Below are 17,859 nucleotides of genomic sequence, written 5' to 3'. Positions count from 1 at the left end.
CAGAGGCAGGCTGGATCTTTGTGCTGGATCAACTCAATACCCATCAATCCGCTTCCTTAGTTCGACTTTCTTGAGTGACCCAACCCATCGCATTCGCTTCGTCTACGTGCCCAAACATCCTCTTGGCTCAATCAAATTGAATGTTGGTTTAGTATCTTAGTTAGACGACTGATTCGACGCGGCAACTTTACTTCCACTGAGGATCTCAAGCAGCAGATTCAAGCCCTCATTCGGTACTTCAATTGCACAATGGCAAAGCTGTTCAACTGGAAGTTCCAAGGCTTTGAACCGAAACCCCACTAAGCTGCTGCTTTATTTTCGCCGAACTGCACTAGGTATTGTATGCGTAAACCTTGGCTACGCATACGCAGGCTAAGAATTCAAATGCAGCGGACGGACTGAAGGTTGCTGGTGATGTTTCAGGGATTCCCAGCCGTCGCTCACTTTAGTCGTTGGACTAGATTTTACTGTTGTGCCAGCGCGACTAGAATCCTGAAGACATCCTTCAAATCGCGTGGAATTTGATATAAATTGCGGTCTTCGCTCACGAGGCAAGTTTGCCGATCGAACAACTCAAGCCTCCACAAATTCCCTGTCGTCACAACTCCACTTAAAACAGTCGCAGACGATTCCGTTTTCATATCCAGCGCCGTCAATTCTGCCGCAAGTTGAACGAAGCCACGTACTAAGGAATGTGAATTTAATAACTCCGAACGTTTGCTTGGCGAATAGAATTCGCAGCTACACAGACAAAACCCGCCGTTACGGGTTAGAGAAAATGGCTGTTAGTCCGCGTGGGGCGGACTTCGTTTGTCTAGCTGCGAATTCTATTCGCCGGGGCAAAAGTTCGGGTTTATTTAATCCACACTCCTAAGTTTGTAAAAATTCCAGTCGATCGATAGGAACCTCCGCTCTTTCCAGATCAAGCTCCCTGCGTTCCAAACTGCAATCGAGATCCGCGAGAATGTCTTCAGCCTCATAGGGGAATTCTTCAAATTCCCCGAAGCTATAACTTTCTGAAGAATCGAGGACTCGATAGTTGCGGTTTGAATCGATTTGCATCTTTGACATCGCGGGAATTGAACCCACAGAACACCAGCGATCGAGATCGCACATTGACGATCATATCGTTGGAATCAGAATTATTTACCGTTCAACTACAGTTTCCCCATCCGCCTTCACCCAGGCAATTCGAGGAATCCGCCGCTGTTCAGCATAGTTCCGTATCTCTTCAGCCGTTTCACAACTGAGGTCAACCTCGACTCGATCGCCGTTTTCCCGCAATTTCTGAGCATGAGCAAACGCCAACTGCGGAACCTCCGACACCACGAGCCAATCACACGCCTGCGTTTGTTTCGGTAGCTGTCCGGTCGTGAGCAACACTTGGTGTAGGTTCTCAAGCTGAAGGGAAAAGCCGATCCCCGGAATCGATTCGCCTTGGGGGTGGAATTGACCGAGTAAGCGATCGTATCTTCCGCCTTGTCCGAGAACGACTTGCCCCGATTGCGTTACCACTTCAAACACAATCCCGGTGTAGTAATCGAATGTGCGAATCAAACTCAAATCCAACACGATTCGGACATCGACACTAGCTTGCAGAAGTTCGATCAAAGATTTGAGATTATTGACGCTTTCTCGCTCTGTCTCGTTCAAATCTAAAGCGCTGGCTTTTTGGAGAACGTCGGCAGGTTTTCCACGTAGATCTAAAAGTAATAACGCTCGATCGCGTTCTGAATCTGATAACGGCAAAGCTTCTAATGCCAATCGATCCAAGTGCGCGATCGCACGACGAACTTTCGGACGAATCGCTTCGGGGAATGCAGATAAGAGCGATCGCGTTAATCCCGCTTCTCCAAGAATCAACTGCCCAGTCAAATCAATACTCTTTAAACAGTCGAGCAGGATTAGGAGAATTTCCGCATCCGATCGCAACCCGCCACCACCGAGCAGTTCAACTCCAGCTTGATAAAATTCTTGCTGATGACTGTGGCTCCCTTCCTGAGCGCGACGAAATACATTCGCGTTGTAGTAAAGCCGTTGAGGAAAGGTACTACTCGCGAGACGAGTCGCAACCGTTCGGGCGATCGATGCCGTTAATTCTGGACGTAAACCGAGCGTCTCTTCTTCGAGTTGGTGCAATTGAATCACGGTTGAGCGCTCGATCGCGCCACCTGCCATCAGCGTATCCAACCGCTCCAAAGTCGAAGTGATAATCCGGTGATAGCCCCAACCGTGAAACACCTGCTGGAGCCGATCTTCTATCCAACGTTTTTGGGCAACATCGAGGGGCAGGAGGTCGCGACTCCCTGCGGGGGGCTGGTAAACCATTGAATCTGTACTATGCGAGGTTACTTTTTCTTGCCGAAAAGACCACCAAACAGACCGCCGCTGGATTTTGAACTGGAACTCGTCGAGGCTTTGGGCGTGGATTTCGCGGTAGGAGGATCGAGCTTGTGTTTGCCCTCCAGCGCGATCGAGTCTTGCGGATCGATCGACAGCGCTTTAGTGAAATGAATCTTCGCCATCGTCGGTTGATTCTGCCGCAAATACACCATACCCATTAAACTGTGACAGCGGCTACTGTTTGGCTCAATCTTTAGGGCATCTCGCAATTCTATCGTTGCTTGAGCATAATTTCCCTTCGCCATATATCCTTCTGCGCGACGGTAGTACTGATCGTTGAGCGATTCGACTTTGGGTTGAGCCGCTGGAGTGGACGCTTTGGGAGCGGTTGAAGTCGAAGTAGTCGCATAGATTTGGCTCTTTGAAGGGGTGCTGTCGAAATTGCCGTCTCGACAGATTAGATATGCCAGATTAAGTTCGCTGATTTGGACGGTGAGTTCGATCGCTTGGTCGAGATGTTCGTATTGTCGATCGGATAAATCTTTTAGGGCTGTTCGATAGAAGTAATCCGCATTGCTTGAGGATAAAAGCTGCTTTGCGAGGGGAGTTCCAAAATTCAGTTCGTGCCGTTTGCGGGCTGCTCCTTGCCCTTTCATCTTGAGAACCAACAGATGATCGGTTCGAGTTTTGTCCTGCGAAAGATTTTGCCATGCGGGATTGACGAGTTTCGATAGCAGTTGTTCAGCAAGCTGTCTATCGCTCTCGGAAGCTGCCACACAGCTATCGGGATGCAGGCGGCGGGCGATCTTCAGGTATTGTTTACGGATTTCTTTGACTTCTGCCTCAATCGAGACTCCTAAAATCGCGTGAAAATCGGAGAAGTCAAGCAGAAATAAGCCGCGATCAATCTGGAAGCTCATGGGTTAACCTGTGATTTCAAGGAACAATTGGGTGGATGTTTCACCGTCTTTATAGTTCCTTCAAATCCCCTGATCGCGACAGCCAGAACGGAATCATTTTCGTCGCACGTCGGTTACACGCCAACTCAGTTTGAGATTGATCCAGAAGTTCCAGAACGTGACCAGCACGATCGCAATCAGATTCGCAGCATAGCGATTGATTCCGAAGGCGTTATACAGCAGATTCAGAATCAAGACGTTCAAAATCAAGCCCATTAAGCAGATGAGATTGAACTTGAGAAAACGTTTAAGTCGGGTACGATTGCCTCGCTGACTGCGGGAGATGTCGCCGAACGTCCAGAGATCATTCCAAAGGAAATTATTGACGATCGCTAATTCCGAGGCGATGATTTTACTCCGGGTCAGGTTCCAAGCCAGCGTGCTGGGATCGCTTAATAAGTAGAGAACGAGCATATCAACAAATACGCCGCTGAGTCCCACCAAGCCGAAGCGTAAGAAGCGTCCCAACTGGAATCTTTCCCGCAGTCGTCCGACTCGTCCCCGCGATCGCAGTTTTCCAAGGTGCATCAAATATTCGATGTACTGCTTCCAAGTGACTTTACTTTCGCCTTCTTGACGTTCTTGGAAGACATAGCCGACTTCAGTAACTCGATCGACGCGCCCGCGTCCCAAAACTTCGAGAAGAATCTTGTAGCCAAGCGGACTCATGAGGCAATCTGCGATCGCGTCGCGTCTCACCATGAAGTAGCCGCTCATCGGATCAGAGACTCGACCGACCACGCTTGGCAGAATAATCAATCCAAGCATCTGTGCGCCACGAGAGAGAAACCGACGAATAAAGCCCCAATCGCTTGTGCCGCCTCCTTCAACGTGACGACTTCCAACCGCTAAATCTGCGCCATGCTTGACCGCTTGAACCAGTTTCAGCAAGACTTCCGGCGGATGCTGCAAGTCTCCATCAATCACCCCTAAAACTTCGCCACGAGCCGCTTGCCATCCTCGGATCACAGCCGTTGATAATCCTCGCTCATCCTGTCGTCGCATCACCCGCAGATTGGGATACTCCACCGTCATCTGCTGCGCGATTTCCCAAGTGCGATCGGGGCTGTCATCATCGACAATAATCAACTCGTAATCGTTTGGCAGCGCATGATCGAGCAGGCTGGATAGAACGCGCACCACCTGTTCAACGTTTCGCCCCTCGTTGTAAGTCGGAACCACGAGCGAGAAATAAACAGGCTTGGTCGGTCTCTCAAGCTCAGAACTGTACGGAATTCTTAACGCACCAGAGGGCGGCGGGAGCAGGGAAGGAGGGACAATCATGCGACAATTTGAGTAGGACGACAGAGATTATTGGGCAGCTTGATACAGGTTAAGTTGAAACTCATCCAGGCTCATAGTTCCCCGGAGAGATTGAGTCTTGGCGATCGAGAATCGTTCCTCTAAAACTTGCTGAATTTGTTGACGTTCTACAGCCGTAGCAGGCGCAGACCAAATCGGAGCGGCACTTTCAAGCCAAATGACCCGACGATAGCGGGATTGAGCAAGTGCGGTTTTAAGATGGGTCGCGAGTTGACTGGCAGGCTGCGCCAATAAATCCACACGACTGGTAGACGGGATGTAGTACGCCAGACGATTGACGTGCCCCCAAGCCCTGGAGTCCATTGCGATCAGTACCGGAGTCGAGTCGAGTTGAACCGTTTCCGCCACTTGATGAAACATCGATCGGGGTCTCAAAGTCAAATCCCCGGTGTCGATCGCTAAATAAAGCAACAATAGCATGAGAGCTACGATGCCTTGGTTTGCCTTGAGTTGTCGAATTGCGATCGTCATCAGCAATAAACATCCTGGCAGCACAAAAATCAGCGCTCGACCCCATCCAAATCCCAGCGTATATTTTCGCGTCAATACATCGACACAAAATGCTAGGAGCAGGGGAAATATACTCATCCCCAACGTTACCGTCAAGCGCCATTTTTGACCAGACTTCCAAAGATAGATTACAGCGAGTCCGAGTCCGATACTGGCAAATAGTCCCATGAGTGCGATGCTCCCCGGTGTCAGACTGGTTGCCCAGTCGCCGACGATCAGATGCGTCCCTATCGTTTGGAAGAGATCTTGGAGGTGTAAAAAGGCAGGGTTGCCTTCTCGCACTCCGAATCGATCGAGGTCAGCATTTCGCAATTGTTTTAACGTGCCAGAAATTGCCCAAGGAATGGTGAGCAATCCAGCGATCGACATTCTCAATCCATGCTGAAACCAATGTTTGCGATCTAATACAAGGATTAACGCTGCGAGAACGACAACCCAGTAGGCGAATAGATAAAACGTTAGTAAGCCACCTACGATCGACACAATGAAAGCAATTTGCCATTTCCAACGCGGTCGATCGATGATTTCAAGCAGTGCCCAAACGCTGAGAATCGCCCACAAGACGAGCGGCGTATACATTCGGACGTTCAGCGAGTGGAATAGGTAAAGCGGATTCGTTGCTAAAAGTGCCGCGAAGAGTAATCCGCCGCGTCGATCGAGTAGTTTTCGTCCCAATCCGTAAGCTGCCGCGATCGCGCCCACACTCCAAAGCATCGGTAAAGTTCGCATCGCGATTTCGCTATTTCCAAACAGGCGCAACCAAATGTGGTGAGTGAGAAAAAAGATTGGGGGATGGGGTTCTCCGCTGTAAAGACCTCGAACTAAACCTTGTAACGTTTTTAGAAATGCGGAAATTGAACCTTCTGGTGGCAGAGATAAGAGAGTTGTTAACTGCGAAAGCGCGATCGTGCCATCGGGGAGCGCGTATTTCGGTCTTTGACCTGTAGAGAGCAAGAGCGACAATACTTCGTCGTACCAAAATTCGCGAGTTCCGAGATTGAAGAGGCGGAAACAGAGACCGATAACGATCGCACAACCGAGTAGCAATTCTAACGATAGCTTTTTCCGCCAGTAGAGCAGAGCATTGGGATGAATCATGATTTGAATAGCTGGAGGGCTGCAATTAGTCTTCCCGATCGAGGGTTCTCGGCTATGATTCAAGTGCTTAATTTGACAACGGTACTCAGGTTGTCCGGCTCAGATGGCAAAAAAGCGGAAAGGAAAATCTTCGATCGAGACTGATTCAACGCTGAGTTTGAAAGAGCGTTTAGCGGAAAAGCGCAAAGCAATTCAAGCTCGAAAAGCAGCGGTAAGTTTTATCTCAATGGCGACCATGACCTCGATCGTGGTGGGAATGGCGCTTTTTGCGATCGGCGGAATTAAAGGGGGAGGCGGCGGATTTGTCGGTGTTCTTACCCTGATGCTGTCGTTTAAGTTTCCGTGGTACGCGCTTCATGCCTTTCTGATTTATATGCCGTTCGGTGGCACGATCACTTACGCAACCGTCGGAAACAATCCGCTGATGCAGTTGGCGAAAGATGGAATGTACATTCCTGCCCTAGTCGCGATTTATCAGTACTGTAAGCAGCACAAGTTTTCGATGATGATCCCAAAGTCGATGAAGACACCGCTTTTATTGCTGCTGGTGTATTGCGTCTTGGTGCTGCTGTTTGTGAATGGAGCACAACAGTTTACAGGCAGACCTTCTGAGAAGCCTTTTTTCATGGGAATTCTGGGCTTGAAAGTGCTTCTCGGATATGCGCCGCTGATTCCTTGCGCCTACTATCTGATGAAGAGAAAGCAGGATGTCTACAATTTAATGCGAATTACTGTTGTAGTCGTGATCATCTGCTGTGGATTGGCGTTTGTGCAGTACATGATGCTGAAAACTGGACGCTGTAAAGGAACGGTTGGCGAAGGCGCGGAATTATTCAAAGCTTCCCTGGATGCCCGATGCTTTGTCGGTGGAGCGCTACTTTATACACCAGAACAAGGCGTAATTCGGCTCCCTGGAACGTTTGTGGCTCCGTGGCAGTGGGGCTGGTACTTGATTACGAGTGCATTTACGACGTTTGCGGTGACGTTCTTCGATCGTAATTTGATCTGGAAAATTATCGGCGGCATCGGAATGGTGATGACGATTATTATGGCGGTGATTTGTGGACAGCGAATTGCCTTGATGCTCGTTCCCACCGTGATCGTGATTCAGTTATTCACGACTGGGCAGATTGCCAATTTGAAGCGATTTATTCCGATCGGGGTTGGGTTAGCGGGCGCGATCGTGGTTGCGATGGCATCGAATCCAGCCGTGGTACAAGAACGAATCGATAGCGCGGTCGGTCGCTGGAATGCTTCGCCACCTGATGCGTTTATTCAAGAACAGTTTGAAATGGTCGTGTCTGGTGCGAGTCTGTTAGGAAAAGGATTAGGACGAGCTACGAATTCTGCACGGGCGCTGGGAGATACGAGACTGATTGAGACTTATTATCCCAAGGTTATGTATGAGATTGGTCCGATTGGAACCATCCTATTTCTCGTTTTGGTCACGACTTTAACGATCGCATGTTTTCGGGCGTTTCGAGGCATCAAGGATAAGAATATCCGGGGATATGGAGCCGTCTTCTGGACGTTTGTTTTGTGTATTAGCTACAACACTTATTACTATCCGTTGGACGTTGACCCGGTTGCAGTGTACTACTGGTTTTTTGCGGGAGTCGCGTTGAAGTTACCGGAACTCGATCGATTAGAGCCGCTGCCAATCGAAGATCCGAAGAAAAAGAAGAAAAAGCGCAAATAAGGCTCGATCGCACGTGGGCACACTAGGAGCAAATTTTCTTCAAGAGTTTCATGATGGAAGTCTTATTTTGCTTTGATACTCGCTACGAACAGCATTTTGGTGTAGCAGTGACATCGCTGTTAATCAACAATCCTGGACAGGTTTCTAAAGTTCACATCATTACCGATCGAGCAAGTCAATCTCTACAATCCAAGCTCGATCGATTGCAAAAAAATCACGCAGTTCCATTCTGTACTTATGAGATTGATGGCAAGCAATTTAGCAGCTTCAAACTGTCGGCGCATTTCTCGATCGCGGCTTATTTCCGTTTGCTTGCTGCCGAAGTTCTCCCAAGCGATCTCGATCGAGTTCTTTACCTGGATTCCGATTTGGTCGTGACGAGTTCACTTGCCGAATTATGGAGCTTAGACATTTCGGAGTATCCGATCGCGGCTTGGGGTCATCGAGTGGTCACGAACAAAAAGCGCCTAGAGTTGCAAAATGATTACTACTTCAATTCAGGCGTGATGTTGATTAATTTGGCAGCGTGGCGACGGGATCAAATTCCAACCCAAGCCATGCAATTTGTGAATGAACATCCTGAGATGATTCGCTTTGTCGATCAAGATGCTTTGAACAAAATTATTGATGGTGATTTCTTGCAGTTGCCAGAGAAATGGAATTCGCTGGTGGATTTATCGACGGAGCGATCGCAGTTTGGTGAAGATGCAGCGATCGTGCATTTTGTGGGTTCGCTTAAGCCTTGGCAAATCTGGTGTTTGAACCCTGATAAAGCGATTTATTGGAAGTATTTGAAACAGTCTCCTTGGTCGAATGCTTTTCCAACATTGCCGCAAAATTCTAAACAAGCACTTTCAGCGGGTCGCTATGTTTGGAATTATGTTCGTAGAGGTGGATTGAAGCCTAAAGTTGCAAATTAGCAGTTAAATGTTTGCCCGTTCTGAGAGTATCGGAGCGGGCAACAAAATGCCGCACCATGTGGTTCAAGATGTGGATCAAATAGAATTCGCGTTTTAGAGGGTGTTTGAGAAGGATAAAAAGCGGCTTGGCTGCGTTGCCAGTCCGCCCGGAAATGAATCTCCGGGCTAATGGAGGAAACCCCGCTGAAGCGGGCTAAGAGAGTGATACGGAGTTCTTAGCCCAGTTTAGTGGGCTTCCACGATTAGCCCGGAGATGAATCTCCGGGCGGGTAAATGCGATGAACGATTAATTTTCAAACACCCTGTTAGCTCCGCTGACCAACGAAATTCTCAAGGGTTGTACTCGCCTTGGTTGCCGCTTTGCCGATGAAACGATTGAACTTCACCACTGGGCTAGGTGGCTTTAGCGATCGCGGTTTTTCGGCAGGACTTTTGAGAAAACGGTAGTGTAGAAAAACTTCTTTGTGCGGAAGCTGTACGGCTTCTCCTTGGGACAGGCGAGCAAACTCGATCGAGGAATATCCCATGTAGTGCAGTCGATGAATCGGCTTTAGTCCGTCTTGGTTGTACAACACCTGATCCCGCACAACAAACGGATCACCATCGGCACAGTTTCCAGTGCGATCTTGTCCATCAGGGCTAAGTGTGAAATTAAACGCGGGACGATCGAGCCGAAAGGTGAGGTAGCTAAATAAGTCCGCATCACACCACCAAGATTTTTCGTTAATCCAAGCAATCTCTTGATCCTCAATTAGATGTTGCTTGAATACAGCTTGGTTCTGCGCGTTGAGCAGTCCACGTTTAGAACCAAAAAAGCTAGAGCAGTGAATTTTCTTCCGCGCTTCTGGTTCAGAGAGTTGAGTCGCTTGCTGAACGAGTTCCAGATTAAACGCTGCGATCGGGGTTGGTTTCGCGTGTTCCCAATCATCGAAAACAAAATCGTATTCGTGCAGTTTCGCAAACACTTTATCTAAAGGCTGCATTGCCAAACTGTCGGCATCGTAAAACACGAACTCTTCAGCCGGACCATCAAAGGCAGTCATCTTTCGCATTAATGGACTCTTGTACCATTTAGGGCGTTTGAAAGAGGCTTGTTTTGTGATCGGATGGGCAGCCCAAACTTCTTCTGTAAACGCATCCCAACGCTCGATCGAGTCTTTGTTTTCGTAGAAGATTACGTTGTCTCTCGTGTTGATTTCTTGCTTTAAGCGATCGCAGCGATGGTCATAAGGAATGACATAGATTGGAATTTCAGTGCTGACGTTCGCTTCGATGCTATTGATCAATGCAATGAACTGATCGTAGACCACATCATTGGCTAAGGTATAGATTCCACGAGATGACATGACAATAAACCTCATCAGTGCAAAGGCTTCTTTCATCTTTCCCAGAATGATTTAAGAAGAACGATCGCGTTACTGCGGGTTTTCTGAAGTGTGGTGCGTTGGAGTTGTCGGAACTCGATCGGTTAAAAAACTATTTCCGTCAAAGATTTAAAGAAAAAAAGCAACGGAAGCAATAAAATCGCGCTTGTCGTGACGAATGCCGCGATTTTTGTTACAAAGTCGCGATTTTTGTTACAAAGTCGTGCTTGTCGTGACGAATCGCTTGATTGATGTGACGAACGCCGCGATTTTTGTTACAAAGTCGCGATTTTGGTAAGGAACAGCGCGATTTTGGTAAGGAACAGCGCGATCTTGGTAAGAAACAGTGTGCTCTGCTCCACAAAGCGGCTCGCTTTCAGTATTAATGCCAGGAAATTCAGTAGGTTTTTTGCGTACAACAAATCAGAACGCACATTTTCAAGCAAAATTCGCTCTTTGTCTAAGGTTTGGAGTTCAAGTCTCTGGGAACACTAACGGCGTTGTTTCCTCTGGCATTATGACTCAGCCCTTTCTCTCTGTTGTCATCCCGACCTACGGGCGCGAAGAGCCGTTACGCGAGACGCTGATTGATGTTCTGAAACAGGATTATCCGAATTACGAGGTGTTAGTTATTGATCAAACGCCTGCGCATGAACCGGATATCCAGCAGTTTTTAGAAGAGTTAGCCCAGGTTGGAAAGATTCAATGGTTTAAGCTCGATTGGGCGAGTTTACCAGGGGCGAGAAATTATGCAGTTCGTCGATCGAGAGGCGAAGTCCTCGTCTTCATTGATGATGATGTGCAGCTTGAACCTGGATATTTAGCGGCACACGCGAAGAATTATCAGCGCTCAGACAAGATTGGTGCAGTCGCGGGACGAGTATTCGATCGGATGAAGTTAGCCGACTTTGAGGCAGGATTAGAAATTCAAGATTTGCCACCGGAAGCACACGATCCAGGAATTGCTTGGTATCACTTGAACTTAGTCCATACAGTCAAGCCGCAACAAGTTCTAAGTGCCCGTGGCTGTAATATGTCTTACCGCCGCGAAGTGTTTGAGAAATATGGCATCTGGTTTGATGAGCGGTTTCGGGGAAGTGCAGTCCGCGAAGAATCCGATTTCTGTCTGAAACTCCGAAAGACTGGATTAATCATTTGGTACGACCCAGAAGCGTCATTAGTGCATTTAGGTGAAGAAACGGGCGGCTGTCACGATATCAGTACTAAGTCGCTGAAATATCAGATGACCTTTTATCACAATCATTTTTTGATGGGCTTGAACAATCTCACTGTTTCACAAGCCGCACGATTCTTTTTCCGATTATTTGATTGCCATGTATTAGGTCGTCCGCCCTGTCATAAAAGCGGCTCACCGATCAAGATTGTGACGCGATTTGGGTTTTACACCTTGGGCTTTTTGAATGCGATCGCTACAGTTATTCGCTCTCTCTGGGACAACGGACAGATTTACACCCGTCAAGATGAGGTGAAACAATGAAAATCCTTGTTGCCAGCCATTCATATATTGTTGATCTCAACTGCGAAAAGCTCAAAACTTTAGCAAACTTAGAACCAGGAATCGAAGTCACGATCGTCGTTCCGAAGCGATGGAAACCGGGCGGCGTGATGAAAGATACGATCGAGACTCGCTATCGAGAAGAAGGTTCTTTTCGAGTGGTTCCCGTTTCTAACTTCAGTGAGAACAATCAAGGATTATTAACGTTTGGATCTGACCTAATTTCGCTGCTCAAATCGTTCAAGCCGGACATTATTCAAGTTGAACAAGGCTCGAAATCGCTTGCATACGCGCAATCTATCACACTAAATAAATTACTGAATCTCAAAGCGAAGAACGTCTTTTTTACTTGGTGGAATTTACCTTATTCATTAAGGTTTCCAGTCTCATTGCTTGAAGCGTACAACCTGAAAAATACCGATGGAATTGTTGTAGGCAATAAAGACGGAGCGGAAATTTTACGCGATCGCGGTTACACCAAAAAGATGAGCATCATGCCGCAATTAGGTGTAGATGATTCGCTTTTTTGTCCTCAGTCTCAGCCAAAACTTGCTGCACAATTAGGAATTCAACCAGATAATTTTGTTGTGGGGTTTGTCGGGCGATTTGTGCCAGAGAAAGGGATTCTTACTCTAATCAAAGCACTGGAGAAACTTCGCGATCGCAATTGGAAGCTTCTTTTACTCGGACGCGGCGAACTCAAATCAGAAGTACAACAACAAGCCGAACAATTTGGATTTAGCGATCGACTAATTTGGGTCGAAAGTGTTCCTCATGCGGATGTTTATCGCTATATCAATTTGATGAACACATTAGTTTTACCCTCTGAAACAACGTATCAATTTAAGACCTTAACTTCCGCAGGTTGGAAAGAACAATTTGGGCACGTCTTAATCGAAGCGATGGCGTGTCAAGTTCCGGTCATTGGTTCTGATTCGGGCGAGATTCCGAATGTAATTGAACAATCTGGATTGGTATTTCCTGAAGGGAATGTTGAGGAATTAAGCGATCGACTCAAGCAATTAATGGACAACAGAAACTTTGCTGAGGAACTAGGTCAGCAAGGATATCAACGTGCGATCGCGAAATATACAAATCGGGCGTTGGCAAAGGAATTACTGGAATTTTATCGATCGCTCTAACATGAAAATCTTACAAATCGTGCCGTCGATCTCATTAGTCTACGGTGGTCCGAGTCAGATGGTTTTAGGACTATCGAGCGCATTAGCAGAAGCGGGAATCGAAGTGACGATCGTAACAACCGATTCAAACGGCGATGTCGGACAAGCTCCGCTCGATGTTCCTTTAGGCGTTCCCATTGCTGAAAACGGCTACGAAATTATTTACTTTCGCTGTTCTCCGTTTCGACGGTATAAGTTCTCGATCGACCTTCTCCAGTGGCTATCTAAGAACGCTCAGAACTACGATCTCGCCCACATTCACGCGCTATTTTCTCCAGTGAGTTCTTGTTCTGCTGCGGTGGCTCGATCGCGTCAACTCCCGTACATTCTTCGCCCACTCGGAACTCTCGATCCGGCTGACCTTCAGAAGAAACGCCAACTTAAACGTCTCTATGCTGCGGTTTTAGAACGATCAAATCTCGCGAGAGCCGCCGCTGTTCATTTCACGAGCGACCAAGAAGCCAAAATTTCCGAGCGATTTAATACCGTGACACACGATCTCGTGATCCCGCTTGGTGTAAGTTTGCCACCCTCTAATTCAAGTTCAATTCGTGAAAAATTTAGCATTCCAAGCGGTAAGCCGATTCTACTTTTCATGTCGCGAATCGAGCCGAAAAAAGGATTAGACCTGCTACTTCCTGCTCTGGAGAAACTCAACCAAAATTTTCATTTCGTTCTCGCTGGTGCAAACCCTCAAGATCCGATTTACGAAACCGCCATTCGCGATCGCATTCAATCCTCACCGCTGAAAGACAAAACCTCGATCGTCGGTTTCATCACCGGAGCCGAAAAAACCGCTCTACTCGAAACCGCCGACTTATTCGTTCTCCCCTCGTATTACGAGAATTTTGGAATTGCCGTGGCAGAAGCCATGAGCGTCGGAACGCCTGTCGTAATCTCTAATCAAGTGCATATCTGGCAAGAAATCGAGCGATCGCACTCCGGTTGGATCTGTTCTTGCGATGTCGAGAGCCTGACTCAAACGCTCAATGAAGCGCTGCACGATCGAGTTGAACAACTCCGACGCGGCAAAAACGCCCAAATTCACGCCAAACAAAACTATAGTTGGAACGCGATCGCCCAACAAATGATCACCGCTTACGGCGAAATTCAACGCGCCAACAGCAAATCCGCAAACCCATAAAGGCTCACCAACAGGAGCAACGTTGCCATCACCTGAGTCGGACGCGGACGAATCGCTGGAATCAACGCCTCACGCACCAAAATCGACGAGCAAGCCCCCACCGTCAGCACCAATCCCAGCAGCAAATACGCCAACGCAGATTGAGCAATCCAGACACTAAACAACACCATCGACAGTGCCAACATCAGCGTTTCGATTAGCTGGGGAGGATTCTCCTGGCTCATAAACTCGATCGTGTACCAAAAACTCCGCCACTGCCGCATAGACCTTCCCCGCGCCAAAAAACTTGTCATGATCTATCTTTATCAGTTTTGTAAAGTTTTTTTCAAGTCCGCGATCGCAGTTTCGATCTCCACTTGCGGAAACGATCGATAAAACCGACTGACGCTTAAGAAAGGATCGGGAGCCGCCAGCACTAAGACGCGATCGCAATAATCATACAAGCGTTTGGTCAAAACCGCAGGAGCCACAGGCGCACAAATCCAAATTTCTCGTGGGTGCTGTTCTCGTAAAGCTTGTGCTGCCACAGAAATTGTCATTCCGGTCGCGATCCCGTCATCAACTAATAGAGCAATCTTGTCTGTCGCGGTGACATTCGGACGCTCTTGAAATTGTTCAAGCTGTTCTTTTGCTTTCTTCTGAGCGCGATCGACTGCTTCTTGCCAATCCGGAAGGCGGGAATTCAGCGATCGTAAAATGTGCCCATCAGCAGTTACAGCTCCGATCGCCAATTCTGGATCGTTTGGACGAGTAATTTTTTTAGCAACAAAAATATCTAAAGGACAGCGAAGCGCTTGAGCGATTTCGGCTCCAATTCCGACCCCTCCACGCGGCAAGGCGTAAACGACAAAAGGAGCCTCGATCGATTGAGCCTCTTTTAGAACAAGTTGAGCAAGTTGGCGAGCGGCATCGGCTCGATCGTCAAACAAAATGGCATCTGGAGACAATTGCGGTGAGAACATCGTTCCTCCTGCCAAAACCTAAAATCTAATCCCAGCTTAGATCAGGACTCTTGGTTCTGACAGAGACTTACGATTCACCTTCTAAATCGTTCATCCGCACTCTCACCGAATTGGCGTGTGAATGCAGCCCTTCTGCGGTCGCGAGTGTATCCACCGCACTCGCAACTTTTTGAAGTGCGATCGGCGAATATTGAATCAAGCTAGAGTGCTTCAAGAACGTCTCAACTCCAAGCGGTGAAGCATATCGAGCCGATCCAGAAGTCGGAAGCGTGTGATTTGGTCCGGCAAGATAATCACCTACCGCTTCAGGGGTCGAATCGCCTAAGAAAATCGCTCCAGCATGTCGAATGTTTTGCAGCAATTCCCACGGATCAGCCACTTCCAGTTCTAAGTGTTCAGGAGCGAATTCGTTTGAGAGTTCTGCTGCGGCTTCCAGAGACTCGACCACGATCACAATGCCGTAATGCGCGATCGCTTTTTCGGTTAAAATCCGACGCGGATGATCAATTAACTGCTGCTCCACTTCATCCGCAACCTTTCGCGCCAAAATTGGATCGGTGGTAATCAAAATTGCGGCTGCCAGCGTATCATGCTCTGCTTGCGCCAGCATATCCGCAGCAACGTGAGTCGGATGAGCAGTGTGATCCGCAATCACTAGAACCTCTGAAGGTCCCGCCAGCGAATCAATTCCGACCGTTCCATAAACAAGCTTTTTCGCCAATGTGACATAAATATTGCCAGGTCCCGTGATCACATCGACCTTCGGAACCGTCTCAGTTCCATAAGCCAACGCGCCCACCGCTTGCGCTCCTCCCACTCGGTAAATTTCAGTTACGCCTGCTTCTTGAGCCGCAACCAGAACCGCTGGATTAATTGCTTTATCTTTTCCGGGCGGTGTCACCATTACGACTCTTGGCACTTGAGCCACGATCGCAGGAACCGCATTCATCAAAACCGTACTCGGATAGCAAGCCTTTCCGCCTGGAACGTACAAGCCCGCACGATCGACAGGCGTATACCGTTTTCCAAGCACGACTTCATCATCGCCAAAATGCACCCAACTTTTTGGGACACGTTGACGGTGAAACGCCTCAATCTGTTGACGCGCTAGACGAATTGCGGAAAGGAGTTCGCCAGAAACTTGATGATACGCATCTTCAAGCTCACGCGCACTCACCTTCAATTCTTCGGGTGTTAATTCTTGTTGGTCAAACTCTAATGTGTACGCCAATAACGCTCGATCGCCTTGTCGTTTAACAGCTTGCAGTACCTCCCGGACTGTCGCTTCTTTATGTACAACTTGATCGTCATGAGTGCGATCGCAAATTCGTCGCAGTTCAGATCTTGCCTCAGCCCACTGAGTGATAATTCGCAGCATGGAGTTAGAAGTGTCAGTCGTAAAAGAACCCGTCCGAGATGATGCAGGGTTTGAATGATTCTAACGATCTCGCGCCTAAATTGGGGAGCTTCGTCTCGTCTTTATTTAGCTTAACCTGGATTTTAGCGATTCAGACACGATCGTTGGTTAACGGTGCTATAGTATTGTATCTGACTATTTTCTGTCCATTCTAGAAGCTTTCCAAGAGTCACCGTGGCAAATATCAAATCTGCTAAAAAGCGCGTCGAAGTCGCAGAACGCAACCGTCTGCGAAATAAATCCTATAAGTCAGCCATCAAAACGCTGATGAAGAAATACTTTACGGCTGTGGATCAGCTCGCGGCAAGTCCGTCAGATGAAGCGAAAAAGGCAGTCGATGAAGCAATGTCCGCTGCTTACAGCAAAATCGATAAAGCTGTGAAACGGGGCGTGCTCCACCGCAATACTGGCGCTCGTCGTAAAGCTCGTCTCAGTCGTGCCCTGAAGAAGCAAACCGCAGCAGCTTCCTAAATGCAACTGATCGATACTCACGTTCATATCAATTTCGACGCATTCGAGCCGGACTTGGATGCGATCGCTGCGCGTTGGCGTGAGGCAGGGGTCGTTCGTCTTGTTCACTCCTGCGTTGAGCCATCGGAATTCGATGAGATTCGAGCGTTAGCCGATCGCTTTCCTGAACTCTTTTTTGCGGTGGGACTCCACCCGTTAGATGTTGAGGAAAAATGGTCGGATACCTCAGTTTCGGAGATTCTGACCCTCGCGCAATCGGATCAACGAGTGGTCGCGATCGGGGAAATGGGTCTGGATTTTTTCAAGGCAGAGAATCGAGAACAGCAAATCGAAGCATTTCGGACGCAGTTAGCGATCGCGAAACAGTTAGATTTGCCTGCGATTATTCACTGTCGCGATGCCGCTGAAACAATGGCGCAAGTGTTGAGGCAGTTTTGCCAGGAACACGGACAAGTCAAAGGCGTGATGCACTGTTGGGGTGGAACTCCTGAAGAAACTCAATGGTTTCTCGATTTGGGGTTTTACATTAGTTTTAGTGGAACGGTCACGTTTAAGAATGCGAAGCAAATTCATGAATCGGCGCGAATTGTGCCCAGCGATCGTATTTTGATCGAAACCGATTGTCCCTTTCTTGCTCCCGTTCCAAAGCGTGGTGAACGACGGAATGAGCCTTCCTATGTTCAGTACGTGGCGCGTCAGGTGGCAGCTTTGCGGGAAATTCCGCTAGAGCAATTAGCCGCCCAGACGACTCGAAACGCTTGTCAACTCTTTGGTCTAACTGTTCCTGAACTTGCGACAGTTTGAATTTTGTCTTCGATTGAATCGGCTAATGCCCCCTAAATCCCCCAAATTTGGGGGACTTTGAAGGATAAAACCGCTCTAGTCTTCTAGAAATTCTTCTTGCTCTTAGTCCCCCAGAATGGGGGACTTAAGGGGCGAACCCCGAAGCATC

Annotated in this window: 17 protein-coding genes; 7 read left to right on the top strand and 10 right to left on the bottom strand. The window is 48.1% G+C overall.

What is annotated here, in order from left to right; genetic code table 11:
- Positions 1 to 464: 464 nt before the first annotated feature.
- The 6 genes from ACQ4M5_RS26795 to ACQ4M5_RS26770 form a co-directional block, all read right to left on the bottom strand.
- On the bottom strand, positions 465 to 641 hold the full coding sequence (locus tag ACQ4M5_RS26795; RefSeq protein ID WP_430678795.1) for a hypothetical protein: 177 nt from the start codon (positions 639 to 641) through the stop codon (positions 465 to 467).
- Positions 642 to 870: 229 nt separating this feature from the next.
- On the bottom strand, positions 871 to 1,071 hold the full coding sequence (locus tag ACQ4M5_RS26790) for a hypothetical protein (RefSeq protein ID WP_430678794.1): 201 nt from the start codon (positions 1,069 to 1,071) through the stop codon (positions 871 to 873).
- 75 nt (positions 1,072 to 1,146) lie between these two features.
- Complete coding sequence (locus ACQ4M5_RS26785) at positions 1,147 to 2,328, bottom strand: ATP phosphoribosyltransferase regulatory subunit (protein WP_430678793.1); 1,182 nt, start codon at positions 2,326 to 2,328, stop codon at positions 1,147 to 1,149.
- A gap of 20 nt (positions 2,329 to 2,348) precedes the next feature.
- Positions 2,349 to 3,263, bottom strand: a complete 915-nt coding sequence (locus ACQ4M5_RS26780) for a J domain-containing protein (protein ID WP_430678791.1) — start codon at positions 3,261 to 3,263, stop codon at positions 2,349 to 2,351.
- A gap of 93 nt (positions 3,264 to 3,356) precedes the next feature.
- Complete coding sequence (locus ACQ4M5_RS26775) at positions 3,357 to 4,586, bottom strand: glycosyltransferase (RefSeq protein ID WP_430678790.1); 1,230 nt, start codon at positions 4,584 to 4,586, stop codon at positions 3,357 to 3,359.
- A gap of 27 nt (positions 4,587 to 4,613) precedes the next feature.
- Positions 4,614 to 6,233: a glycosyltransferase family 39 protein gene (locus ACQ4M5_RS26770; protein WP_430678789.1), complete on the bottom strand. Its 1,620-nt coding sequence runs from the start codon at positions 6,231 to 6,233 to the stop codon at positions 4,614 to 4,616.
- 103 nt (positions 6,234 to 6,336) lie between these two features.
- Between ACQ4M5_RS26770 and hpsL the strand changes: the two genes are divergently transcribed.
- The gene (gene hpsL, locus ACQ4M5_RS26765; protein ID WP_430678788.1) at positions 6,337 to 7,932 is read left to right on the top strand and encodes a hormogonium polysaccharide biosynthesis protein HpsL; all 1,596 of its coding nucleotides are present in this window, start codon (positions 6,337 to 6,339) and stop codon (positions 7,930 to 7,932) included.
- 50 nt (positions 7,933 to 7,982) lie between these two features.
- The gene (locus ACQ4M5_RS26760; RefSeq protein WP_430678787.1) at positions 7,983 to 8,852 is read left to right on the top strand and encodes a glycosyltransferase family 8 protein; all 870 of its coding nucleotides are present in this window, start codon (positions 7,983 to 7,985) and stop codon (positions 8,850 to 8,852) included.
- Positions 8,853 to 9,157: 305 nt separating this feature from the next.
- Here the strand turns inward: ACQ4M5_RS26760 and ACQ4M5_RS26755 are convergent, their stop codons facing one another.
- Positions 9,158 to 10,198: an Npun_R2821/Npun_R2822 family protein gene (locus tag ACQ4M5_RS26755; protein WP_430678786.1), complete on the bottom strand. Its 1,041-nt coding sequence runs from the start codon at positions 10,196 to 10,198 to the stop codon at positions 9,158 to 9,160.
- Between the two features lie 535 nt (positions 10,199 to 10,733).
- Between ACQ4M5_RS26755 and hpsN the strand changes: the two genes are divergently transcribed.
- The 3 genes from hpsN to hpsP are packed head-to-tail and all read left to right on the top strand — an operon-like array spanning position 10,734 to position 14,057.
- The gene (gene hpsN, locus ACQ4M5_RS26750) at positions 10,734 to 11,714 is read left to right on the top strand and encodes a hormogonium polysaccharide biosynthesis glycosyltransferase HpsN (protein ID WP_430678785.1); all 981 of its coding nucleotides are present in this window, start codon (positions 10,734 to 10,736) and stop codon (positions 11,712 to 11,714) included.
- Complete coding sequence (gene hpsO, locus ACQ4M5_RS26745) at positions 11,711 to 12,874, top strand: hormogonium polysaccharide biosynthesis glycosyltransferase HpsO (RefSeq protein ID WP_430678784.1); 1,164 nt, start codon at positions 11,711 to 11,713, stop codon at positions 12,872 to 12,874. The genes hpsN and hpsO overlap by 4 nt, the downstream gene beginning before the upstream one ends.
- Position 12,875: 1 nt before the next feature.
- Entirely contained in the window at positions 12,876 to 14,057 is a 1,182-nt protein-coding gene (gene hpsP, locus ACQ4M5_RS26740; RefSeq protein WP_430678783.1) for a hormogonium polysaccharide biosynthesis glycosyltransferase HpsP, read from the top strand.
- Here the strand turns inward: hpsP and ACQ4M5_RS26735 are convergent.
- From ACQ4M5_RS26735 to hisD, 3 genes are all read right to left on the bottom strand, one after another.
- Complete coding sequence (locus ACQ4M5_RS26735) at positions 14,024 to 14,350, bottom strand: hypothetical protein (RefSeq protein WP_430678782.1); 327 nt, start codon at positions 14,348 to 14,350, stop codon at positions 14,024 to 14,026. The genes hpsP and ACQ4M5_RS26735 overlap by 34 nt on opposite strands.
- A gap of 12 nt (positions 14,351 to 14,362) precedes the next feature.
- The gene (locus tag ACQ4M5_RS26730; RefSeq protein WP_430678781.1) at positions 14,363 to 15,019 is read right to left on the bottom strand and encodes a phosphoribosyltransferase; all 657 of its coding nucleotides are present in this window, start codon (positions 15,017 to 15,019) and stop codon (positions 14,363 to 14,365) included.
- Positions 15,020 to 15,086: 67 nt separating this feature from the next.
- Complete coding sequence (gene hisD, locus ACQ4M5_RS26725) at positions 15,087 to 16,397, bottom strand: histidinol dehydrogenase (protein WP_430678780.1); 1,311 nt, start codon at positions 16,395 to 16,397, stop codon at positions 15,087 to 15,089.
- A gap of 213 nt (positions 16,398 to 16,610) precedes the next feature.
- On the opposite strand from hisD, the gene rpsT reads away from it, so the two are divergent.
- Positions 16,611 to 16,907 carry a 30S ribosomal protein S20 gene (gene rpsT, locus ACQ4M5_RS26720; RefSeq protein WP_430678779.1) on the top strand — a complete coding sequence of 99 codons (297 nt, stop codon included), beginning with the start codon at positions 16,611 to 16,613 and terminating at the stop codon, positions 16,905 to 16,907.
- Positions 16,908 to 17,711 (top strand): TatD family hydrolase, encoded by an 804-nt coding sequence (locus ACQ4M5_RS26715; RefSeq protein ID WP_430678778.1) that lies wholly within the window; start codon positions 16,908 to 16,910, stop codon positions 17,709 to 17,711. It abuts the gene before it with no gap.
- Positions 17,712 to 17,859: the final 148 nt, after the last annotated feature.

Origin of the sequence: Leptolyngbya sp. AN10, assembly GCF_050565645.1 — a bacterium.
Classification (GTDB): domain Bacteria; phylum Cyanobacteriota; class Cyanobacteriia; order Leptolyngbyales; family Leptolyngbyaceae; genus Leptolyngbya.
The sequence above is the reverse complement of the archived record's forward strand: the minus strand, read 5'-3'. Positions and strand labels throughout refer to the sequence as shown.